At 52.9% G+C, this 22877-nt stretch carries 22 protein-coding genes; 5 read left to right on the top strand and 17 right to left on the bottom strand.

Going from position 1 to position 22877, the window contains the following annotated elements:
* Window positions 1–69: 69 nt before the first annotated feature.
* A complete protein-coding gene (locus tag FHT67_RS00590) occupies window positions 70–1488 on the bottom strand; it encodes a S41 family peptidase (RefSeq protein ID WP_132303105.1) in 1419 nt (472 codons plus the stop codon).
* 172 nt (window positions 1489–1660) lie between these two features.
* Between FHT67_RS00590 and FHT67_RS00585 the strand changes: the two genes are divergently transcribed.
* Window positions 1661–2467, top strand: a complete 807-nt coding sequence (locus FHT67_RS00585) for a Cof-type HAD-IIB family hydrolase (protein ID WP_132303104.1) — start codon at window positions 1661–1663, stop codon at window positions 2465–2467.
* Window positions 2468–2596: 129 nt separating this feature from the next.
* Here FHT67_RS00585 and FHT67_RS00580 read toward each other — a convergent pair whose 3' ends face one another.
* The 6 genes from FHT67_RS00580 to FHT67_RS00555 all read right to left on the bottom strand — a co-directional run bounded on the left by FHT67_RS00580 (window position 2597) and on the right by FHT67_RS00555 (window position 8604).
* A complete protein-coding gene (locus tag FHT67_RS00580) occupies window positions 2597–3658 on the bottom strand; it encodes a sulfate ABC transporter substrate-binding protein (protein ID WP_167194762.1) in 1062 nt (353 codons plus the stop codon).
* Between the two features lie 34 nt (window positions 3659–3692).
* Entirely contained in the window at window positions 3693–4757 is a 1065-nt protein-coding gene (locus FHT67_RS00575) for a sulfate/molybdate ABC transporter ATP-binding protein (RefSeq protein WP_167194759.1), read from the bottom strand.
* A gap of 3 nt (window positions 4758–4760) precedes the next feature.
* Window positions 4761–5558, bottom strand: a complete 798-nt coding sequence (locus FHT67_RS00570; protein WP_132305182.1) for a sulfate ABC transporter permease subunit — start codon at window positions 5556–5558, stop codon at window positions 4761–4763.
* 2 nt (window positions 5559–5560) lie between these two features.
* The gene (gene cysT / locus FHT67_RS00565; protein ID WP_132303101.1) at window positions 5561–6376 is read right to left on the bottom strand and encodes a sulfate ABC transporter permease subunit CysT; all 816 of its coding nucleotides are present in this window, start codon (window positions 6374–6376) and stop codon (window positions 5561–5563) included.
* A gap of 246 nt (window positions 6377–6622) precedes the next feature.
* Complete coding sequence (locus FHT67_RS00560; protein ID WP_132303100.1) at window positions 6623–7255, bottom strand: YigZ family protein; 633 nt, start codon at window positions 7253–7255, stop codon at window positions 6623–6625.
* Complete coding sequence (locus FHT67_RS00555) at window positions 7255–8604, bottom strand: glucose-6-phosphate isomerase (RefSeq protein ID WP_132303099.1); 1350 nt, start codon at window positions 8602–8604, stop codon at window positions 7255–7257. The genes FHT67_RS00560 and FHT67_RS00555 overlap by 1 nt, the downstream gene beginning before the upstream one ends.
* Before the next feature lie 291 nt (window positions 8605–8895).
* Here FHT67_RS00555 and FHT67_RS00550 point away from each other — a divergent pair, with 291 nt between their 5' ends.
* Entirely contained in the window at window positions 8896–9789 is an 894-nt protein-coding gene (locus FHT67_RS00550) for an NAD(P)-dependent oxidoreductase (RefSeq protein ID WP_167194756.1), read from the top strand.
* A gap of 236 nt (window positions 9790–10025) precedes the next feature.
* On the opposite strand, the gene ppnP is transcribed toward FHT67_RS00550, so the two are convergent.
* From ppnP to FHT67_RS00530, 4 genes are all read right to left on the bottom strand, one after another.
* Entirely contained in the window at window positions 10026–10343 is a 318-nt protein-coding gene (ppnP, locus tag FHT67_RS00545; RefSeq protein WP_015842878.1) for a pyrimidine/purine nucleoside phosphorylase, read from the bottom strand.
* 37 nt (window positions 10344–10380) lie between these two features.
* On the bottom strand, window positions 10381–12399 hold the full coding sequence (tkt, locus tag FHT67_RS00540; RefSeq protein WP_167194753.1) for a transketolase: 2019 nt from the start codon (window positions 12397–12399) through the stop codon (window positions 10381–10383).
* 156 nt (window positions 12400–12555) lie between these two features.
* Window positions 12556–13434 (bottom strand): formyltetrahydrofolate deformylase, encoded by an 879-nt coding sequence (gene purU / locus FHT67_RS00535; RefSeq protein ID WP_132303096.1) that lies wholly within the window; start codon window positions 13432–13434, stop codon window positions 12556–12558.
* 47 nt (window positions 13435–13481) lie between these two features.
* Window positions 13482–14612: a deoxyribonuclease IV gene (locus tag FHT67_RS00530; protein WP_132303095.1), complete on the bottom strand. Its 1131-nt coding sequence runs from the start codon at window positions 14610–14612 to the stop codon at window positions 13482–13484.
* A gap of 100 nt (window positions 14613–14712) precedes the next feature.
* On the opposite strand from FHT67_RS00530, the gene FHT67_RS00525 reads away from it, so the two are divergent.
* The 3 genes from FHT67_RS00525 (at window position 14713) to FHT67_RS00515 (ending at window position 16749) form a co-directional block, all read left to right on the top strand.
* On the top strand, window positions 14713–15150 hold the full coding sequence (locus FHT67_RS00525; protein ID WP_132303094.1) for a DUF2621 domain-containing protein: 438 nt from the start codon (window positions 14713–14715) through the stop codon (window positions 15148–15150).
* 172 nt (window positions 15151–15322) lie between these two features.
* A complete protein-coding gene (locus FHT67_RS00520) occupies window positions 15323–15829 on the top strand; it encodes a hypothetical protein (protein ID WP_132303093.1) in 507 nt (168 codons plus the stop codon).
* 17 nt (window positions 15830–15846) lie between these two features.
* Entirely contained in the window at window positions 15847–16749 is a 903-nt protein-coding gene (locus tag FHT67_RS00515; protein ID WP_167194750.1) for a TIGR01777 family oxidoreductase, read from the top strand.
* A gap of 29 nt (window positions 16750–16778) precedes the next feature.
* Here FHT67_RS00515 and FHT67_RS00510 read toward each other — a convergent pair whose 3' ends face one another.
* The 6 genes from FHT67_RS00510 to FHT67_RS00485 are packed head-to-tail and all read right to left on the bottom strand — an operon-like array spanning window position 16779 to window position 22874.
* A complete protein-coding gene (locus FHT67_RS00510) occupies window positions 16779–18281 on the bottom strand; it encodes a DUF6382 domain-containing protein (protein WP_208403067.1) in 1503 nt (500 codons plus the stop codon).
* 48 nt (window positions 18282–18329) lie between these two features.
* Window positions 18330–18845, bottom strand: coding sequence for an A24 family peptidase (locus tag FHT67_RS00505; RefSeq protein ID WP_167194744.1), 516 nt, complete (start codon window positions 18843–18845; stop codon window positions 18330–18332).
* Window positions 18842–19813, bottom strand: coding sequence for a TadE/TadG family type IV pilus assembly protein (locus FHT67_RS00500; RefSeq protein ID WP_167194740.1), 972 nt, complete (start codon window positions 19811–19813; stop codon window positions 18842–18844). Before FHT67_RS00500 ends, FHT67_RS00505 begins: the two co-directional genes overlap by 4 nt.
* Complete coding sequence (locus FHT67_RS00495; RefSeq protein WP_167194737.1) at window positions 19779–21992, bottom strand: hypothetical protein; 2214 nt, start codon at window positions 21990–21992, stop codon at window positions 19779–19781. Before FHT67_RS00495 ends, FHT67_RS00500 begins: the two co-directional genes overlap by 35 nt.
* Complete coding sequence (locus FHT67_RS00490; RefSeq protein ID WP_132303087.1) at window positions 21989–22714, bottom strand: TadE/TadG family type IV pilus assembly protein; 726 nt, start codon at window positions 22712–22714, stop codon at window positions 21989–21991. The genes FHT67_RS00495 and FHT67_RS00490 overlap by 4 nt, the downstream gene beginning before the upstream one ends.
* Complete coding sequence (locus FHT67_RS00485; protein WP_127490866.1) at window positions 22683–22874, bottom strand: Flp1 family type IVb pilin; 192 nt, start codon at window positions 22872–22874, stop codon at window positions 22683–22685. Before FHT67_RS00485 ends, FHT67_RS00490 begins: the two co-directional genes overlap by 32 nt.
* Window positions 22875–22877 lie beyond the last annotated feature (3 nt).

Here is a 22877-nt window from a genome sequence, read left to right as displayed (position 1 = left end):
CGGTGTAATGCTTTCCTCTATGAATGATAATAATTATCATTCCCGTTGTCAATAGCGAATTCGGCAGAATTATTTACTATTCAAAATTTCGATCCCTTTGCGAAGCTGCGTATCCTCGCCCTTGAGCTTGTCGCTTAACAACTCGAGAATCCGGTAGCCCGTCATGTCGTTAAACGTTCCGGTTGCCTCCAGCTTGTTATCCTTCTGGAATCGGATCAATGCATCCGCGGTCTGCCCGTTAAACAAGCCGATATCTCCGACAGGCGTATAACCCAGCTCCTGCAGCATCAGCTGGAGCGTCTTGACGTTCTCGCCGTAGCTTCCCGTCTTAAGCTCCGTTCCGAACGGAAGCTGGCTGAGGCTTGCGAATGCGGGCAACGCTACCGTCACGTCCGGCGTCACGCCCTGCTTATGGATCCAGGTGCCGCCCGGCGTTTTCCATTGGGCTTCCGTCAGGCTGAGCACCGATTTGTCTTTGAACTGCTGGAAGGTCTGCACAATGCCTTTGCCGAAGGTCTTCTCGCCAACAACCGTCGCGCCGGCGGACTCCTTCAGCGCTGCCGTCAGCACCTCGCTGGCGCTTGCGGATTGACCGTTGACAAGAACAACGATCGGAATCGTCCACGGCTTATCCTGCTTCGACCGGTACGTGATCGTCTTGGAGTTGTTCTTGTAGACAACCTCAAGTATAGCCTTATCCTTAGGCACAAGCATATTCGCGATCTGGATCGTGGATTGCAGCAAGCCGCCGGGATTCGAGCGGAGGTCCAGCAGCAGCTTCTTCATTCCTTCTTTTTGCAGCTTCTCTATCTCGGTCTTGAACTCGTCGTCGGTCTTCTCCCCGAACTTCGAGATCGTTACATGCCCGATGCCGCCGCTGAGCATTTCCGAGGTTACCGTATGTACAGCGATTGCTTCCCTTGTCAGCTCTACCTCAATCGGCTTGGCTGCGTCTCCCCGTTGAAGGGACAGCTTTACCTTGGTACCGGCATCTCCACGGAGAACGGTGATCACGTCATCGTATTCCTTGCCTTTGATCGAGGCCCCGTTCACGCCTACGATCTCATCCCCCGCATGAACGCCTCCGCGCTCGGCCGGCGCGCCTTCCGTCACGCTGGCCACGATAAACTTGCCGTCAGCTTCCTGAAGCGTAATGCCCACTCCGGAGAATTCCCCTTCGTAGCCTTGCGTATAAGCGCTGCCCTGCTCCTTGACCAGATACCTGGAGTAAGGATCGCCAAGCGACGCCAGCATGCCTTGGGAGGCGCCGTTAATGAGGTCCTCCGACTTCGCGCCGTTTAAGTATTTATCCATGATGGTGTTATAGGACACCGTGAAATTACGGAATGCGGGCTCCTTCAGCATCGGGTACCGTACCTCCATCCAGAGCCAGCCAAGAATAAATCCGATAATCGTAAATAGTAATGCCCCAAGAACCGCAAACGTTATAATCCGCTGCTTCGCTGCCTCATTCGAGATTTCTTTCACTAAGGTCACTCCTGACTATGACTGATGTTCTGTATTCTAATGTAGCTTATTTGGGGTCCGCTGAGCAAATGGGCCGGATGATCCCCCTTCATGATATAGGGTTGAAGACGGCTATGTTTTTCGCTACAATCAACCTAGCTTTTGTTGGACGAATAGAGACAGGAGAGAGAACATGTACAAATTAATCGCAATCGATGTCGATGATACGCTTCTTAATGACGAATTAATCGTGACCGAAGGCACGAAAAAAGCGATGGAGGACGCCATTGCGTTAGGCGTAACCGTCACTCTGGCTACGGGGCGGATGTACGCCTCGGCCAAAAAAATCGCCGATCAAATCCGGCTGAACGTTCCGATCATTACTTATCAGGGCTCGCTTGTGAAGACGCTCCTGGATGGAGAAGTGCTCTACGAGCGCTGCGTGCCGCAGGATGCGGCGAAGGAGCTGTACGCGATCACCGAGCAGCGCGGCCTGCATTTGCAGCTCTATGCGGACGATATTTTATACGTGAAGGAAGCCAACGAAAAAGCGGTCAACTATTCCACGCTGACGAATATCCCGTATGTCGTGGCCGAGGATTTCGAAGCATTGCTCGACAAGCCTAATAATAAAATGCTCATTATCGACGATCCTGCCTATCTGGACCGGCTGGCCGAAGAGTTAAAGCCGATTATCGGCGACCGAGTCCATATTACGAAATCCAAGCCTCATTATCTCGAGTTTATGCACAAGGAAGGCACCAAAGGCCATGCTCTTCGCTTTATGGCCGAGCATTTGGGCTGCGGGGTCGAGCAGACCATCGCGATTGGCGATGCATGGAATGACCATGAAATGATTGAAGCGGCCGGTCTTGGCGTCGCTATGGGCAACGCCACGCCGAAGCTGAAGGAAATCGCGGATTATATTACGCTGACGAATAACGAAGAGGGCGTTCGTCATGTCATCGAGAAATTCGTGCTCCAGCCTGCAGCCAAATAAACAGGCGCAATAAGGTGAAACGGCTTCGCCGTCCTTCGGTGGGGAGGCGCGTTTCAATCCGGAGAAATTCAAAAAAAACTCCACGGGGAAGCGACGCTTCCGCCATGGAGTTTTTTTATCTTATCCGTTCTAGATTCCCGCAAGCACCTGATACCAGATGCCCTTCTTCGAGTACAGATTCTGACGGACTTCCTTCCAGCCGCCCAGATAAGAGATATCGAACAAACCTTCCGGCACGACATACTTGTCCTTAGACTCTTCGGCTACCTTATCGTCTACCGAACGGAAGCCGTATTTGACGAACGTACGTTGCGCCTCTTCGCTTTGCAGATACGAGATAAACGCTTCGGCCACTTTGCGCGAACCGTGTTTATCGACGTTTTTATCCACGACGGCAGCCGGGTTCTCGATCAGGATCGTGTTCTTCGGAACAACGACGTCATACTTGACGCCATTCATAATGCGGCCAAGCAGCTCGTTCTCGTAAGTGACGATAACATCGCCAACTCCGTATTCGAACGCCGCCATGGAAGCGCGCCCGCTCTTATCGAGAGACTCCACGTTCTTATGAATCGACTCCAAATATTTCTTGGCAAAGGCCGGATCTTTTGTCCCCGTCTCTTCCTCCGATTTCTTAAGCCCTGCCCCATAAATGGCGTTGATATCCCATTGCGCGCCGCCGGACGTTTTGGGATTCGGATAAAGCACCTTTACGCCTTTGCGGGGGAGGTCATCCCAGTCCTTAATCCCTTTGGGGTTGCCTTCTCTGGTCCCGAGGACAACGATCGATTTCGTAATCAAGCCATTATTCGGCTGCGACTTCCAATCATGCGTAATGAAGCCTGCATCCGAGATTTTATCCAGATCGCCTTCCATCGCAAGAATCGCGACATCCGCCTCGAAGCCTCCGGCTATGGCGCGTGCCTGCGTCCCCGAAGCTTCGTACGATTCCTGGAATACAACCTTCTGACCTGTCTGCTCTTTCCAATAAGCCTGGAACTGCGGCAGAATCTCGCTGAACGCATCCTTCACTACGGAGTAGGCACCGATGACAAGCGTTACATCACCGTCTTGTGCGGTAGACTCGGCGGGCTGCCTCGTCTCCTCCTTGCCGCAGCCTGCTGTCATAATCAGCAGTACGGCCAGGAGCAGTACGGCAATCCGCCGGCTTGCTCTTCGATTTATATTCATGTTCGTATACAACTCTTTCCACTAAGATGAGTACTTAGATATGAATCGGCATTGGGTCAACCTTCAGACTGTTTTCCATAATCCAGCTGTCGTTATCGTTAAAGAGGTACGCGCGATGGACAAGCACGCTAACCTGCTCGCCGGGCTGCAGCACTTCCTTCTCCAGCGAACGGTACGTAATAAGCTTTACGTTGTCTACAAGCAGTTCGACCATCCACTCGCTGCCGCGGAAATGCAAGGCCTTTACCGTTGCGTTTACGGTCGCGGACTGCAGGCGGATCTCACCCGGCTTGCCAATCTCGATATATTCGGGACGAATGAGAGCTTTTGTTCCCGGATAGGACAATGCGGCATCAAAGCCTTTTAATACTTTAACGTCCTCCACGATCGTCGATTCGCCAATAAAGCTTGCGACAAACGGCGTTTCCGGATTTTTGTAAATTTCCCACGGCGTGCCTTTCTGCTCCAGCTTGCCTTTGCCGATGATCATAATCTCATCCGCTACTTCAATCGCTTCGTCCTGGTCATGGGTAACGAAGATGGAAGTGATGCCTACGCGCTCGATCATTTCTTTCAGCCAGGTCCGCAGCTCGGTACGAATCTTGGCGTCAATCGCCGCAAACGGCTCGTCAAGCAGCAGCAGCTGCGGCTCCGGGGCAAGCGCGCGGGCGAAAGCCACACGCTGGCGCTGGCCGCCGGACAGCTGGTGCACGTAACGGTGCTCGAAGCCTTTTAGACCCGTCAGCTCAACCAGCGTCGATACGCGCTCGCGGATTTGTTCTTTGGTCTGCTTTTTCACCTTCAGCCCAAAAGCGATATTGTCATATACGGTCATATGCTTGAACAAAGCATAATTCTGGAATACGAAGCCAATCCCGCGCTCCTGCGGAGGCAGATCGTTAACCCGCTTCCCATGGAACAGGATATCCCCGGAAGTTGGCGTCTCAAGGCCTGCCAGCATACGAAGAATCGATGTTTTGCCGCCGCCGCTTGGACCGAGAAGCCCGATCAGATGACCTTTTTCAATCTCGAAGCTGACGTCCTGCACGGCGTGGAAATCGCCAAAGCTTTTGCTCAAGTTACGAACTTCAATATGCATGGCTTAATGCACTTCCTTTCGTTTTTTCGCCCATTCCATTAACAGGAGAAGGCCTACGGAGAATACGGCAAGCACTAGGGCTACGCCGTTTGCTTCTACAACATTAAAATTCTCGACATCCTGATACACGAGCGTAGTAGCCGTTTGCGTCTTGTTCATAATATTGCCCGATACGACAAGCACCGCGCCAAACTCGCCTAGCGTTCTTGCTACCGTCAGTACAACGCCGTAGATCACGCCCCAGCGGATAGACGGCCAAGTCACCTTCCAGAACGTATACCACGAGTATGCGCCTAGAGTAGAGGCCGCTTCCTCCTGCTGGGCGCCAATCTCCTGTAGAACCGGCAGCACCTCGCGTACCATCAGCGGGAAGGTCACGAACAGGGAGGCAAGAATCATCCCCGGCAGGGCGTAAACGACTTTAAATCCCGCATCCTCGAAAAAAGAACCGATGACGGTATTAGGACCTAACAACAGAACAATCATCAAACCGCCGATAACCGGCGACACGGCAAACGGCAGATCCACGATGCTGTTAAGCAGCCGCTTCATGCGTGGTCCGATCCAATGGGCGCGAACCAGATAAAGCGCCAGCATAACGCCAAATACGGTGTTAATAGCCGTTACCACAACAACGATAATGGCCGTCATCTGCAGAGCATGAAGCGATTGCTTGCGGGTTAACCCTTCAACAAAGCCGCTCCAGCCGTCCGCCCATGAGCCCGTAAAGATCTCGATAAGCGGAATAATCAGCAATAAGGTAAACACGATATAAGAAAGTCCAATCCACGTCCGTCTAATTGTCATTTTCCCGGCCTCCTCGATTGAATCAGGTTGACCGTCCATAAAATGATAAACGAAAGCGTCAGCAGCAATACCGAAACCGCCGCGGCCCCTTGCGGATTGTCACTTTCAATTTCTCCAAAAATATAAACGGCGGCAATCAGCGTCTTGCCCGGGATATTGCCCGCTACCAATACAACAGCCCCGAATTCCGCCAGCGCTCTTGAGAAGGCCAGCATCGCACCGCTGATTACTCCCGGCAGCATGGAAGGATAGATAACGCTAAAAAAGGTTCGGAATTTGCTTGCGCCCATCGTGTAGGCCGCTTCTTCTTCCGATTTGTCGATCTCCTCAAGCAGCGGCTGAACCGCCCGGATCACAAACGGAAACGTAACAAAAACCATTGCGATCACAATCGCCGGCTGATGGAAAACAATCGTAAAGCCCATCTTCGAAGCCAGTTCGCCGACAAAGCTGCCCGGGCCAAGCAAAAGCAGAATCATTAGCCCGGTTACGGCTGTCGGTAGAGCGAACGGCAGGTCAACCAAACTGTTCAAAATCCGTCTTCCCGGAAACCGATACCGGATAAGCACCCATCCGATCATAGAACCCAGCAGCACGTTAATGACAGTTGCGATAAGCGCCAGCTTAATGGTCAGCAGTACAGCCTTCCAAGCCAGGGGATCCGATATACTCTCCCAGAAAGGAACAAACCCTCCGGATAGCGACTGCGTATAAATTCCGATAATGGGAAGTACAATTAATACAATAAAATAGAGCATAATCGCGCTCCGGAATCCGAAGCTCCACCATTTGCTGCGAAACATGACATTCATGCTGCTTATGACCTCCAAACCACCGGTTCGAACCGTAGGTGTTTGCTTATACTTAATCAATAGTAAATACAGAATTCCTATTAGATCACTTGGTATTCTAAATTTAGCAGAGAACAACTGGTCTAGTCAATCCCATATTTACATTTTATGCGTAATCAGGCCGTCCAATTTTACTGTAGCAATATTACTTAGAAAATAGAAAAAAGCCGCCCGCTGTCTTGTACCTAAGACAACGGGCGGCTTTTCTTATTCGCCTTCGATATAATAAAGCTCTTCGCCTTCCGTAATGACCGCTTGTCCTTGCGTTAAATCGGTCATCCACGCCACGAAAGCGTCGGCCTCCGATACAACGGGCAGGCATTTCACCGTAACGCGGTCCGTAAATTCGGTGCCGCCAAGACGCGTACCCCGGCCGTGGAGCTCGTTCTCCACTTTGCCGTACCAGGTATAGTCCACGTCGACAAAAACCTCCCGGTGCAGCACCCTCACGATTTCGCCGGCTGCTTCGATTCCGGCTACCGCGCCGTCCGTATAAGCGCGGACCAGACCGCCGGCACCAAGCATGATCCCGCCGAAATAACGGGTAACCACAACCGCCACGTTTTTTAAGCCTTTATGCTTGATGACCTCAAGGATTGGCTTGCCGGCCGTCCCGCTAGGCTCTCCGTCATCGGAGGCTTTCTGATGCTGATCGCGTTCTCCGACTACATAAGCCGAGCAGTTATGGGTGGCTGCCCGGTGAAGCCTTTTGATCTCGTCGATAAACGAAACGGCTTCCTCCTCCGTCTCCACCGGCTTTGCGTAGCCGATGAAACGGGACTTCTTGATAACGACCTCTTCGCTGCCCGGACCTCGAACCGTAGAATAACGCTCCAGCATTACAGACGAGCTTCGAGCTCAGCCTTTTCCTTCTCGTAGCCTGGTTTGCCAAGCAGCGCGAACATATTGCGTTTGTATGCCTCTACGCCCGGTTGGTCGAACGGATTCACGCCCGACAGGTAACCGCTGATGCCGCAGGCTTTCTCGAAGAAGTACACCATGTAACCAAACGTATAAGGCGTCATGTCGGCGATGTTGACGATAAAGTTAGGTACTTGTCCGTCCGTATGAGCCAGAAGCGTGCCTTGGAATGCTTTCTTGTTAACGAAGTCCATCGTTTTGCCTGTCAGGAAGTTTAGTCCGTCGAGGTCCGCAGGATCGTTGCCGATTGTGATGTGCTCGGAAACTTCATTCACTTGGATAACCGTTTCGAAGATATTCCGGTTGCCCTCTTGGATAAACTGACCCATCGAGTGCAGGTCTGTCGAGAAGTCAACGGATGCCGGATAGATCCCTTTGTAGTCTTTGCCCTCGCTTTCGCCGAAGAGCTGCTTCCACCACTCGGATACAAAGTGCAGGTTAGGCTCGTAGTTCACGAGGATTTCCGTTACTTTGCCTTTGCGGTACAACGCGTTGCGCGCCGCAGCGTATTGATAGGCCTCGTTCTCGGCGAGGTTCGGGTTGCTGTATTCTTTCGATGCGTCCGCCGCGCCTTGCATCATCGCGTCGATGTCGATGCCCGCAACGGCGATTGGCAGAAGACCTACCGCTGTGAGCACGGAGTAACGTCCGCCTACGTCGTCAGGGATAACAAACGACTCGTAGCCTTCTTCGGTCGCCAGCTTTTTCAGGGCGCCTTTAGCTTGGTCAGTGGTAGCATAGATCCGTTTGCGAGCTTCCTCTTTGCCGTATTTGCTCTCGAGAGCTTCGCGGAAAATACGGAACGCGATAGCCGGCTCCGTTGTTGTGCCGGATTTGGAAATGACGTTGATCGACCAATCGCGGCCATCCAGCAATTGAAGCAGATGCGTCACGTAAGTCGAGCTGATGTTGTTGCCCGCGAACAGAACTTGCGGAGTTTTGCGCTGTTCTTTGGTTTGCAGGTTGTAGAAGGAATTCGAGAGCATCTCGATCGCCGCTCGCGCGCCGAGGTAAGAACCGCCGATACCGATAACCACGAGCACTTCGGAATCGGAATTGATTTTTTCCGCGGATTGCTTGATGCGGGCGAATTCTTCTTTATCATAATTGTTAGGAAGGTCGATCCAACCGAGGTAGTCGGAGCCTGCGCCAGTACCATTATGTAATTGTTCGTGGGCGATACGAACTTGTTCCGACAGATTGTCAATTTCATGTTGTCCAATAAAGCCAAGCGCTTTAGTGTAATCGAATTTTACCGTTTTACTCATGAAAGAAAAGCCTCCCTGATACTATTTTTCAATTACCTGTCTTACTTAGCCTTTAGAATATCGGATTTAGATTTGAAAAACAAGCAACAAACCATGAAAAAGGTATGCAGATTATCTATAATGATTAGTAAAAGCTTTTATGGCTTGAGGTAATATTTAACTTAATAAGGTGAAACGGCTTCACCGTCCCTTGACGGCCGGGCAAGTTTCATTCCGCCCGAATCTAAGCTATGATAGGAGATAAAAGTGATTATTACTTAGAACCTAAAGATACACTGGAGGGAACTGTACATGAAAAAAATCGGATTTATCGGCCTAGGCGTTATGGGATACGGGATGGCTGCGAACCTGCTTCGCAGCGGTTTCGAGGTTACGGTCTACAACCGGACTGCCGGCAAAGCCGGGGAGCTGATCGCTTGCGGGGCAAGCGAAGCGGCAATTCCGGCCGACGCGGTCCGCGAGGCCGAAATCGTCATTACGATGATCAGCAACGATGCGGCAATCCGCGAAGTTTATTATGGAGAAAACGGGATTTTTGGCGCAGTCCGTCCGGGTACCGTTCTGATCGACAGCAGCACCATTTCTCCTTCTCTCGCTCTAGAGCTTACGGAAACGGCAGAGTCGAAGGGCGCATCTTTCCTTGATGCTCCGGTTACAGGAAGCAAGCCGGCGGCGGAAGGCGGCACGTTGACGTTTATGGTTGGCGGTCCCGAGAAGAAGCTGAAAGAGGTCGAAACGGTTCTGACCGCTATGGGCCGTAAGATCATCTATATGGGCGATAACGGCAGCGGCGCAACGGCAAAGCTTGCGCATAATACCATCGTGGGCATCAATATGGCGGCCCTGGCCGAAGGCATGGCGATTGCGGCTAGCGGCGGCATCAACGGCAGCGCATTCCTCGAGCTTGTCCAATCCGGCGGCGCAGCAAGCCGTACGGCCGAGCTGAAGGGCGAGAAGGTGCTTGCCAGCGATTACGACGTCCAGTTCTCCCTCGCGCTGATGCTGAAGGATCTCCGCCTCTCCTCCGTGCTTTCGGATGGACTGAAGGTGCCTACGCCGATGCTGGAGGCCGCAAAAAGCCTGTTCCAGATCGGCGACTCCATGGGTCTCGGCGAGCTCGACATGAGCAGCGTAACGCAAGCCTACGAGCAATGGATCGGCCGTAAGATCGGCGAAAAAAAATAATAATCTCTTCTTGCCTTTGAAATGAATAGGTTAATTGCAAAGGTAGCAATTCGAATGATTCTGGAGAAACGTTAGTGTTCGCTTTTGCTCGGGGATTCCAACCACTCTATATTCATTCATGGAATCCCCGAGCAATGGCGATCGGAAGAACATTCGAATGCGTACTTTGCTGTTTAACCGAATAAAAGGGGCCGTCCCATCGTCAAGACGATGGGACGGCCCCTTGTCATTTGATGCTATTCGTAGATGTAAGAGCAGCAGTAATCGGATACAGCCGCTACTTGAAGCTTGAACTTCGTGTTGGCCGGAACGGTGAATTCACCTTTGCCTTGGATGTGTACCCACTCTGTTTCGCCAGGGAGCAGCACTTTCAGGTCTCCAGCCAGAATTTCCATAATCTCAATGCAGTCCGTGCCGAACTCGTAGTCGCCAGGAAGCATAATGCCAAGCGTTTTTTTCGTGCCGTCCGCGAACAGGACAGCGCGGCTGGTTACTTTACCGTCAAAGTAAACATTTGCTTCTTTGACAACCGTTACGTTTTCAAATTGCGACATGGTATGGTTAGCTCCTCTACGCCAATAGCTTATTAAATTACAGAACCGATTTCACTTTGCTTACTACGTTCTCAACCGTGAAGCCGTATTCTTTGATCACGCGGTCGCCAGGTGCGGATGCGCCAAAGCGGTCGATGCCGATAACCACGCCTTTGTCGCCAACGAAACGATCCCAGCCGAACGGATGAGCCATTTCGACGGCTACGCGAGCTTTGACTTCAGGCAGGATAACGGAATCTTTGTATGCTTGATCTTGCTTGTCGAACAGATCCCAGCTTGGCATGCTGATTACGCGGACTTGGATGCCCTCTTCAGCAAGCGCTTTTTGAGCCGCAACCGCCAGTTGAACCTCGGAGCCTGTAGCGATAATTTGAGCTTGCGGAGCACCGTTTGCCGCATCGGATACCACATACGCGCCACGCTTCAGGTTCTCGCGAACGCCTTCAACCGTACCTTCCAGTACAGGCAGGTTTTGGCGAGTCAGAACAAGCGCTACCGGGCCGCTTTGGTTCTCAACCGCATAAGCCCAAGCCGCGGAAGTTTCGTTCGCGTCAGCAGGACGGATAACCGTCAGGTCAGGAATGATGCGGATCGAAGCCAGTTGCTCGATCGGTTCATGCGTAGGACCGTCTTCGCCAACGGCGATCGAGTCATGCGTCAGAACGTAAGTTACAGGTTGTTTCATCAGGGCAGCCAGACGGATAGCCGGACGCAGGTAGTCGGTAAATACGAAGAACGTACCGCCGAATACTTTCATGCCGCCATGAAGGCTCATGCCGTTCATTGCTGCAGCCATGCCGAACTCGCGAACGCCGTAATAGATGTTGCGGCCGTCGTAGCTGCCTGGTTTGAATTGTGCCAAACCTTTCAGGTGAGTCATTGTCGAGCTCTCAAGGTCAGCGGAACCGCCAGCCAGAGCAGGTACGTTGTGAACGAGACCGTTCAGAGCGTTACCCGATGCTACGCGAGTCGACAGCGGCTTGTCTTCCGTTGTGTATTTAGGCAGGTCCTTATCCCAGCCTTCAGGCAATTGACCGGAAGTAGCCAGCTCGAATTGAGCCGCTAGCTCTGGATATGCTTTTTTGTAAGCTTCGAACTGCTCGTTCCAAGCAGCGTTTGCTTTCTCGCCGTTCTGCTTCACTTCAGCAAAGTGAGCGCGAACTTCGTCAGGTACATGGAACTGATCGTCTTCGTTCCAGCCGTAGAATTGCTTCGTCAACTTAGTCTCGTCAGCGCCCAGCGGGGAACCGTGAGGACCTGCGTGTCCGCCTTTGCCGCCTTTGTTCGGGCTGCCGTAACCGATAACGGTTTTAACTTCGATCAAGGTCGGTTTGCCAGTTTCCGCTTGCGCTTCGGCGATTGCCTTGGACAATGCGTTCAGGTCGTTGCCGTCCTCCACGCGAAGAACTTGCCAGCCGTAGCCTTCGAAACGTTTTTGAACGCTTTCGGAATACGACAGGTCAAGTGCGCCGTCAAGGGAGATATCGTTCGAATCATACAGAACAACCAATTTGCCAAGCTTCAGGTGGCCTGCGAAGGAAGCCGCTTCATGGGAGATGCCCTCCATCAGGTCGCCGTCGCCGCAAATGGAGTATGTGAAGTGGTTAACAATATCAAAGCCTTCTTTGTTGTAAGTAGCCGCCAGATGAGCTTCTGCCATGGCCATGCCTACAGCCATCGCAACGCCTTGTCCAAGCGGACCGGTTGTTGCGTCAACGCCGGCCGTATGGCCGAATTCAGGGTGACCCGGAGTCAGGGAGCCCCATTGACGGAAGTTTTGAAGCTCTTCGAGAGGAAGATCGTAACCGCTCAGGTGAAGCAGGCTATAGAGCAACATCGAACCGTGTCCTGCGGACAGAACGAAACGGTCGCGGTTAATCCAAGTCGGGTTCGACGGATTATGCGTCATGTTTTTCGCGAACAGCTGGTAGCCCATTGGAGCTGCGCCCATAGGCATGCCTGGATGTCCGGATTTTGCTTTCTCGATGGAGTCGATTGCCAGCGTACGGATGGTGTCGATCGACAGCTGTTCAATCGATTTTTGTGTAACTGTCATTTCTTACTTCCTCCTAATTCCTGTTTGAAATTGCTCTGTCTCTCTCTATATTTCTGGATATAGCGCGAGTTGTAGCGCAAAGGCTTTGAATATTGTACCATTCCGAAAACCCGTTTGCCATCCTTAAAATGGAGAAAGACTAGAGCATTTATTGGATTAATTGAAAACGACCGTTTTGTTCTGATGTACAATAATGCGGTCTTCGGTATGCCATTTCACGGCACGCGCGAGAACGACGCGCTCGATTGTACGGCCGATTCGTTTCAATTCCTCTACATTGTCGCGATGGCTGACGCGCTGAACGTCTTGTTCGATAATCGGACCGCCGTCGAGTTCCTCCGTTACATAATGTGCCGTTGCGCCGATGATTTTAACACCGCGATTATAAGCTTGCGCATAAGGCTTGCCGCCAACGAACGCAGGAAGGAAGGAATGGTGGATATTGATAATGCGGTTCGGGAACTGCTCGATGAATTTCGGCGAGATGATCTGCATGTAACGGGCAAGAACGATGAGATCGGCCTTGTCCGCAACGATCTCCATCTGTTTGCGCTCCGCTTCGGCTTTGGTTTCCGCCGTTACCGGAATATGGTGGTACGGAATGCCGAACGATTCGACCATATCCTTCATGTCCGGGTGGTTGCTCACGACCATCGCAATATCCGCGTCAAGGTCGCCTGCTTTCCACTGCCACAGAAGCTCCATCAGGCAATGGTCTTCCTTGGAGACAAAGATCGCAAGACGCTTCTTGCGGCTCGCGCGGAACGTATGCCATTTCATATCGAAGCGGTCCGCCACGCGGGCGAAATCTTCAACGAGAACCGGAAGCTCCTTGTCCATATCGTTCAAATCAAATTCAAAGCGGATAAAAAACATGCCGCCTTCCGGATCCATCGTGTATTGGTCCGATTGTACGATGTTCGCACCATGCTCGTACAAGAAATGCGATACCGCCGCCACGATCCCCGGTCTGTCCGGGCACGAGATCAGCATGCGCGCGCGTCCGCTGCGCGACTCAGTAGTAGATGAAGACATAAACGTTAAAACTTCCTTCCTTTTACAATGGTTATCTTAAAGCATGATTATACCGTTTTAAGCAGTTGCTTGCCGGCAAACCATGCCGTAATCCGCTGGTTGATTTGCTCTTCGGTTAGATCGCCCGGAAGCGCGTCGCTTTCGGCCAGGAGATCGAACAGGCGCTCCATTGGCTCGCGAGGATCCGCTTTTTTCGCCTTGGCATCGTTCTTCAGAACGTCCCAGGTGGATAATACGAACTGGCGAGGGTCGATTTCCTGCTTGCCGTAGAAGTGATGCAGACGTTCGACATGGTCGAAGAACGACTCGCCAAAGCGATCCATCGCATCGCCGCGGAGCAGCGCGATTTCCGCTTCGTACATCGGGAACTGCTTCTTGTCATCCTTCCCGATCCATGGCGTTTCCAAAATAAAAGGACGGCCAGCCAGCGCTTCATGATGAACGATTCGATGAATGGCCTCATGTCCAAGCCAGCCTGCACCAACGGGAGCATGGCGGTCTTTGCCCGCGCCTACCGGGTTTTTGCTGTCGTTGACATGGACGACCGCAACGCGGTCAAGACCGACGGTCTGATCGAACTTCTGCAGCACGCCGTCCAGATCGTTGATAAGATCGTAGCCCGCATCGTGCATGTGGCAGGTATCCATGCATACCGTCAAACGGTCGTTATGCTGTACCTTATCGATTATTTGCGCAAGCTCCTCGAAGCTTCGGCCGATCTCCGTTCCTTTGCCGGCCATCGTCTCGAGGGCAATGTTAACGTTTGTTTCCTTCGTGCCTTCGAGCACTTCGTTCAGGCCTTCCGCAATACGCGCGATGCCGAACTCGGCATCCTTGTCCGTATAGGCGCCGGGATGCAGAACGATATTGCGCACTCCGATATAATCGGTGCGGCGGATTTCCTCCTGAAGGAAGCGGACGGCAAGCTCAAAGGTGTCGTCCTTGTAGGAACCCAGGTTAATGATGTAGGGCGCGTGCACGACAATCTCGTTGATGCCGGCCTGCTCCATCATTTGTTTGCCTTCTTCAATATATAAAGTTTCGATTGGCTTTCTCCGTGTATTCTGCGGTGCGCCGGTATAAATCATAAACGAGCTGGAACCGTAGGATACGGCTTCTTTGGCCGCGGTAAGCAGCCCCTTGTCCGAAAATGATACATGGGAACCGATTTTCAACATCTTTAAAACGCCCCTTTCGGTTGATCAACCCTTATTTTACAAGGAATGTCGAAATAAATCTAGGAATACGGTATAATTCTTCCTGAGGTGAAGGTACAGTATGAAATCAGCTCCCGATTGGTTTATGTTTTTCATTATCTTCTGGGCGGTCGTAATGGTCGGCGCTATGGCCATCGGCGGTTTCTTCATGTTCCGCAAGTTTTTGAAGGTGCTGCCTCAGCGCGACGGCAAGTCTAAGCTGGACTGGCAAAACTACTGGGTCGAACGGAGCCGCAGCATGTGGACCGACGAATCGAAAAGTTTTCTGGACGAGCTGGTGTCTCCCGTTCCGTCCGCGTTCCGGGACATCGCCAAGCACTCGATTGCCGCTAAAATCGGTCAGGTCGCCATTGATAACGGAGCTTCGGAAGTAACGCGGGACCACTGCATCGAAGGATACATACGCGCAACGCCTAAGCGTGACTATCGAAGCCTTGTTTCTTTCCTGGAACGCAAGGGAATCGACTACGATCCCTACCGGCATTTGCTCAATAAATAAACAAAGAGCGACGGGCTGCTTCGACTAGGGGCAGCCTATTGTTTAATCCTTATGAATAGTGTTTACAAATCTATTGGAACCTTAAACGGATTATTTCGTTATAAAACATATAAACAGCTCGTTCACGGCTGTTTGTATGTTGATTCAGCCAATGCTTTCAGGAGGTGCTTCTATGACAACTATGAAAACGAAAAAGAAAAGCAGCTTAATCGCGGCAAGCGCCGTATTGCTCGCGGTAATGATGACCGCAACGGCCTGCGGCTCGGACAAAGCCAATTCGAACGGCAATGAACAAGGCTCGTCGGTTGAACAACCGGCCAACGCCTCGCCGGAGAACACAAGCAATAATACAACTGACGATAATACGGGAAATAGCCAGTCCGAAGGACAAAACAACGGAGTGATGGATCCGGGAACCGCGTCGCCGGATACGGATGCAAGCACAGTGCCTGATGACAGCGCCGTTAAGACAAACGAAGGCACCTTTGTCGGACAAGCCGATACTACCTCGGTTGAAATCGATTTGCCCGATGGACCGATGGTGCTGCAATTTACCGACGAATTAACGGACAAGATCAACAGCATTCCGCCGGACACAAAGGTACAATTCGAATATACCGAAAAGGTCAGCGGAGATGTCACCCAATATTTATTGAAAAAGCTTGAAGTCAAATCCTAATGAAGGACGGATGAACAATGCGCGTTGCGGTAACGGGAGGAACCGGTTTTGTTGGCCGGGCGCTGGTGAAGGCACTGCTTGAGCGGGGCGATGAGGTTACGGTCGTTTCCAGGAAAGGAAAGCCTTCTGCTTCACCTCAGCATGCGAAGCTCCATCATATGACATGGGATGAGCTTGCCGCATCGCATCCTCTGCTGGAGGGCACGGACATTATCGTGAATCTGGCCGGCGAAAGCATTAACCAGCGTTGGAACGAAGCCTCCAAGCAGCGTGTTCTTCATTCCCGCATCGATGCCGCAGCGCGTATTGCCAAGCTTGTGACCGAACTGAACATAAAGCCGGAGGCCGTTATTAACGCCTCCGGCATTTCTGCGTATGGCAACTCATTAACGGCTACGTTTGCGGAGGACAGCCCGCTAAAAGCAACCGACTTTTTATCCGGTGTTGTGGAGCATTGGGAGAAAGCTGCCGATTCCATTCCCGTAAAAAGGCTGGTTAAGCTGCGGGTAGGCGTCGTGCTTAACCGGACAGGCGGCGCGTTCCCGCTGATGAGTCTGCCTCACCGTTTATTTGCAGGAGGCCGGCTGGGAAGCGGCTCGCAATGGCTGTCGTGGATTCATCTGGAGGATTTGGTCCGGCTGATCTTGTTCTGCATGGATCACCGCGAAATTCAGGGACCGGTAAACGCGTCGGCTCCGGAGCCGGTTACCAATGACCAATTCGGCCGCGCGCTAGGGACAGCGTTCGGAAGGCCGCACTGGCTGCCGACCCCCGCATTTCTGCTCAAAGCCGTGCTCGGAGAAATGTCCTCGCTGCTTCTCGAGGGACAGCGCGCCTTGCCCCGCAAAGCCTTGGAAAACGGCTTTGCATTCAACTACCCGACCATCGATAGCGCAATGAAGCAATTAAGCGAAGCGTAAATAACCGCAGAATTACTAAAGACGAGAGGTCAACCTCTCGTCTTTAGTTCGTATTTGGGGCCGTTGCTGCCGGCCAACTGAATGACATCCCCTGCGCTAAACGGATAAGACTTATACGGTATCATCGTCTCTCCGTTCAGTGTACTCCCGTTCCTGGAACCCAAATCCTTCGCATTGCAAGCACCGCCATCCCGCTCCAGCTCCAGATGGAGCCTGGAGATGCCATGCGCTTCTTCCTCGTAGCTGACCTGCTCGCCTAATCGGCCTATCGTAAATTTCTGATCCCGCCACTCGATCCACGAGCCTCCGCCAGCCCATTCCCGGTATAAAGCCGGCGCCTTCGCGCCTCCCGGTTCCATGCCCCTATCCGCAAGCAATACCGTCGCTTCTCCCGGGAGCGATTGACTCCGGAGATCAGCGGTATTCCCTCCATGAGGATTGGGCTCCGTTTCCAGCCCCAGCCCCATTGCCGGTTTTACGGCAAGGGCATAGGCGGAAGCAGGCTCAATCAGCTCCCTCTGCTCTATTTCCTCGTATCGCGGCCACATGCCAAGCGGCTGGGATTCCGGTATAAATTCCTCTTCCCCCTCCCCGTCCGTTTCCTTGGCAAGCAGTCCGGCAGGAAGCCTGCGGGACCAAACCATATAAAGAGCCGCTATGCCCATCAAGGTCAGGCCCAGGCAGATATACAAGCTGCTTCGGGAATGCGAGGATAAGTAGATATATTTCCATACGCAAGCAACGGCTACGGCCACAACGGCTGCCGTTACCCATAATTTTTTGCTCCCCTCCGCAGCGGAATCCTGCTCCTCCAGCTCTACAAGCGGAATATCTTGAGGTGTCGGTGCAGACTTTAAACCAGCCGCTTGCGGCTTAGCTTCGTAGCTTACCCTTGGCTGGGCAATATCCGCTTCCCTTGCCAACGCAGCAGCCGGAAAAGGGATGGGGATACGCTGCGGAGCCTGCTTTGGACCGGCTTGAATAAATGCTTCTCCGATTAATCCAAGAAGAACGGATCTGAGCTCGGATAACGGCCATTTGCTTCCGTTTAGCGTCTGCAAGATTCGCTGGAGCCCCGCTCCGTCAATGTCCTGTATGTACGCGGTCCACCGGACTACAAGCGAGAGCAGGTCTCCTGCGCCTGACGCGTTGTCGCGCAACCCTTCTTTTAAAGGCAAATAAGCAACGGCAACCTCATTCAATTGCTCGCCCACAAACAAATATTGATCATCCAGCAGACAGCCTTCGGGACGAAGCATATAATGCTTGCATTCTTCGAATGCTTCAACAATGCCAAGCAGCAACGTATAAAATTGCTCCATCGAGAGCGGCTGGACCTGCAGGCGGTGCAGCAGCATTTTCCTCCCCGCCAAGGCATAGCGGAAGGTGACGCTCCCGTCGATTTCCATCCATTCTACCGGCAAGAGGCGCGGAATTTTGCCCGACTGCAGCATCTGCAGCTCAAGCTCATCCAATTCCTCCCGCAGAATGCCATCCTTCCGGTCAATAATCATCTCATGTCCGCGGTTCATGGAAAAATCTATTCTGAACGGCTGCTTCATATAAATTCACCCTTTCGATTAACCCGATATCATCCATAAAGTCAGAGCTCCGGGCGCTACCGCCAGCATAAACGGAAAGGTCCGTCCGTTTTTCGCCCAGTCCAGCCACGACGAAGCACCCCCACGTCCACCGAAATGAAGGAAGGCGAACGCAAACATCCCTTCTGTCATTCTTCTGGCAAAGGGTCTATGAAAAACCAGAAGGACAAGCCCTACCAATCCTGCATACAAGATGGCGTACATCATAAGCTGGAGAACGGCCAATGTGCCAAGCCAAGCTCCCAGCGCGGCAAACAGCTTCACATCCCCCGCGCCAATTCCTTTGGCCAGATGAAGAATCAGCAGCGGAGTGAAGCCTGCCGCCGCACCGTAGATGGCGAGCAATAGCCCGCTCCCTCCTCCGTCGACTAAGGCGTATAAACATCCTCCTGCCAGAAAAGGAACCGTAAGCCGATTAGGAATCGTCATTGATTTCAAATCGGTATATAAAGCGGCAAGCAGCAGCAGGGCTGCAGCCGAGAGCTGTACCGTCATGATGGCAAGTCCTCCTTCTTCGTGACATTAAAGTGCATGGACACCGTTTCGCCTGACGCCGAAGTCGCGGTTAGCTCCCAGGTTCCCGGGGTCGTATTGCCGGATACCAGCCATGTCCACTGCACATAACCGTTTGCATCCGCGGTTGCGCTGCCAAGATGCTTTGCCGTGCTTGTTCCGCTTTTATAGTTAACCGTAAGCGAGGCTGACGCACCCGGCGAGGTGAGAGCTATAACGGTTGCTTTATTTCCGGGCCGCAGCGGAACCGGTTGAATGGAGACGATCTGAATAGGCGTTATGTCGGCCGAGGGGGCATCTTCCTTCGCAGGCGCCGCATCGCTGACCCATACCCGTTCGGATGCCTGCTCGCGCAAAACGATTTTTCTATCCAAGAACGGCAAGGATAAGGGAAACTCGTACTGCGCTTCAATCGTCAAATAAGGCTTCTGCTTTTCCTTCAGATCCGGCAGGGACAAGCGCGATAGTCTCAAACGCTCCTTTTCCAGCACCGCTTCATCCGCAAATTGCCGGAGCAGCGGCTCAACAGCGCTCCTCCCCAGCTCGGTCGCCGCCGCATCCGCCGCCGGCTGCCAGTTTCCTTCAAGGACTGCCGAAGCAAGCGCATCTGCCGGTGCAGGCAGCCAACCGGCGGCCTCCTTTGCTATAGCTCCTCCCCAATCCGGCAGCGGCAGGCCGATCGAGCCCAAATCGGGAATCGAAGAGGAAGCTTTTTGAAAGGTAAGATCGGCTGGACGAATATGCGTCGCCATCTGCCTGACCGTCTGGGATGCCGCCGATTGAAGGGCCATTTGCACGGCGCATAAGCGGATCATCACAATGAACAGCATCAGGATCATCAGAAACAAGGGCATGACAAGCGCAGCCTCAAGCACCATGCTGCCGTCTTCGCCGCTCCGGGCTTTTTCCCGCCGCCTAATAAGACCAGCCAATCGTTTGAACGGTTTCATACTTGCCGCCAACAACCTTTCCTTGCAAGGATCCAAAATGCTGGACGATATCCATCACACCCGGTAAAAACCACAGCTTGGCAGAGGCCTTTACTTCTCCCGTCAGAGCGGTTGGAATCTTGGATAAGGCAACACCGCCATTATGCTCGATAACGGCAATCATCCGGGCTAACGCGGCAGGGCGGTTGGCACCTCCGTGGACCAGCATGAATAACCGCAGGTAATCCGTATAGGCAACCTCGACGTTTATATATTTGGATAACGGAGCCGATCCGCGTTCGGTAAAGGCTGCCAAATCCTCCATTGTTTTTTCCAGCCCGTACACAACGGAGCATGACAAGACAAGAAGGGGATGGGCAGCAGCCCTGCAGGCCGACAAGCCTTCCATCGTCCGGACCGCCATCCTTACGCCTATCAATTCGCCGTAAGCAGCGGCCAAGTTCGCCGTTGGACTATGAAACCCGTAAATGACATACTCGGCTTCCTGATTGCTGAAGGCAACGGCATGGGCAAGCTCGTTAGCGTCCCCGCTCGCAAGCAATGCCCGCAGATTTTGCGGCGCAAAGGAAGCATAATGCGACACCGTATACTCCGATAAATAAACGGAGTCCCTGGCTTGCTCCAGCATATCGGCAATGCCGCCAAACACCCCGCTCATGACAGAAGTCGCAGCTTCCGCTTCTTCATGGGCATCTTCCGCGAAGGCAAGACCTTCCGCTTCCGCCCCGGCAGCCTCCTGGTTGAACAGAAGATTGTCTTTATACCGTTTCTCGATATCCTGAATGACCTGAAGATGCTCCTCGCTTTGAGGAACCGACGTCATCCCGTGCAGCAGGCGGCGGGCCTCGGACCATAGCTCCCCTGCCTTTGCCTCCTGCGCCCGGCGTTGTTTTTTCAGTTCTTTATCGGTCAGCTTCTCCTCGCGCACGTCGAGGCTTGAGCCTTTGCGAACGTAGGCAGCTTCATACTGCTCGTATGCAATCCGGAGATTCACGGCCCCCTCCTTGATCTGCTCGTTGGAAAGATTGGGAGAGGCAAGGCCGGCTGTCAAATTGTTCATAAAGCCTCCCGCTTCCATTTGAAGCGAAGCAAATACGGAAGCCTGATTCGCAATTTCCCCGCTATATTCGGTAAACCAGCCGTCCGGCAAAATAAGCTCATCCGCCATCTTCCGGATCTCCTGCATATCGTTTTCCGGCGCTGTGTCCATAACCGGACCGTCGGCGCCGACACCTGCCGCTTTGTTTCCCGTTACGCGGTCGTAACCGCTGTTGGAAGGTGCGTTTGCCGCCTCCTGTTTGATACGCTGCATGTCCGCGTTAACCTGCTTTGCCTCATTGATTGCTTTGACCGCTTCCTGCTGAAGCTTGTCATGCTGCTTTTTGGCCACAGCAAGCTCCCGGGACATCTCGTCAGTCCAGCCTCTTGCTTTTTCCTCGTAATCCTTGATTTGATCCGAATAGTTCGTTTTTTTGCCTTGCTGAGCATGCTGCTGGTCGGTCATGACCCAATTCGCGTACTGGGCGTAGTCACCGGCAAGCCTTGCGGCATTCACGGCGCCCGTTGCAAGCTCCAGCGCTTTGGTCGGTATAAGACCAGCAATGCCGCCAACGGTTTCCGCGGCCTGACGCTGCAGCTGCAGGGCTGCAGCGAGCTTTGCCTCCCGCTTGTCATACAGCTTCCGCAGCTCCTCCAGCATATTTACCGTGACAGTCGCTTCCTTCATCGCTCCGGAAAGCGGGGCAAACTTGGATGCGAGCTCAAGGGTGAAATCCACCGGAGCTTTATACTTCATTTCTTCCAGTACCTGCCGGGCAAACACTTCGTGCTTTCCCAGAACTTCCGCGTTATCGACATGCGCCGATTGGAGCTCCGCTTGAACTAGCTTGAAGGTCCCCTTCTGCCCTGCGGATTGTCCCAGATTCGCCTGCACGGTCTGTTCAAAAATGTCATTGCCGTCCGTCCCTCCCCGTCCAAACAGCCCATACCGTTCGTACAGCCGGTTATCGTAAGCGGAGAGAGCGGAGCGGACGCCGGATCTTGCTGCATCCTCGGTGACCTTGTGCAATACCGCCATTCTTGCGTAATCGATCAGCACGGCGGAGAACAAGAGTAGCCCCGACAATACAACCGCCGAAAATATCGTAATCGAGCCGTAAGACGCTGCTGGCTTCTTCACGGCTTGCCTGCTTTCCCGCCGGAGCTGTATGCCGTCAGCGCTTTTCCGGCCTGCTGCTTCGACGTTCCGTTGCTAAATTTGGCGGTATAGTACCGGACCATATCGACATCCCGGATAAACTGAACCGGATCGACGATAGTTGCGGCCGCAACCGTTTTGGGCTCGGACAGCCCCAGCGTAAGCTCAAGCGGGGCAATCGACACCGGCTGCATCAGCTTTACCGCTACCTCCCGCTTTAGCAGGCTGTTCGCGTAAGCGATGTTTCCCTGAAACGGCAGCCCGGCATCGCCTGTCAGCCAAGCCGATGCTTGATGCAGCTTCGTGCCTGCAAGCTCCAGCTTGTCCGTGTTTCCCGACCCCGGGAGTTCCAAGGCTACATCCGTCTGGTCAGCGGTTATTCCAAATAAAGAGCCCAGCGTGTAATCTCCGCTGACCCGCCAGTACAAGCCGTCATATTGACCGGTTGTCAGCATCCCGTTGCGGGCGTTACGGTGACTGTTGTCCCAGCTGAACGAAGCCCGTTCCGCCGTCTCGGAGGCGGAATAATAGAGCACTGCTTTCTGATAGATATACATGCTGAATAATAGAAACATTAGGATAAGCAGAAAGATGACCGGGAACACCAGCGAGGATTCCAGCGTAAAGCTCCCTTCCGCCTGGCGAAGCCATTGGGGCAGCCATCGTTTACGGTCAGTTCGAGAAAATTTTGTCCGCTTCATCATCGGCTTTACCCATCAGTTTCTCGATCAACTGGATAATCCAATCTTTAAATAATAGAGCAATTATAATAACGACCGCTATAATCAGAATCACTTCCAGCGTGCCTAGACCGCTTTCCGACCTCCAGAATGAACGAACGGCTTTACCCAACTTTTTTAACATAGT

It is taken from the genome of Paenibacillus sp. BK720 (assembly GCF_011761545.1).
In the GTDB taxonomy this organism is placed as follows: Bacteria; Bacillota; Bacilli; order Paenibacillales; family Paenibacillaceae; genus Pristimantibacillus.
Note: the sequence above shows the minus strand (reverse complement) of the source record. Positions and strands in the feature narration are given on the sequence as shown.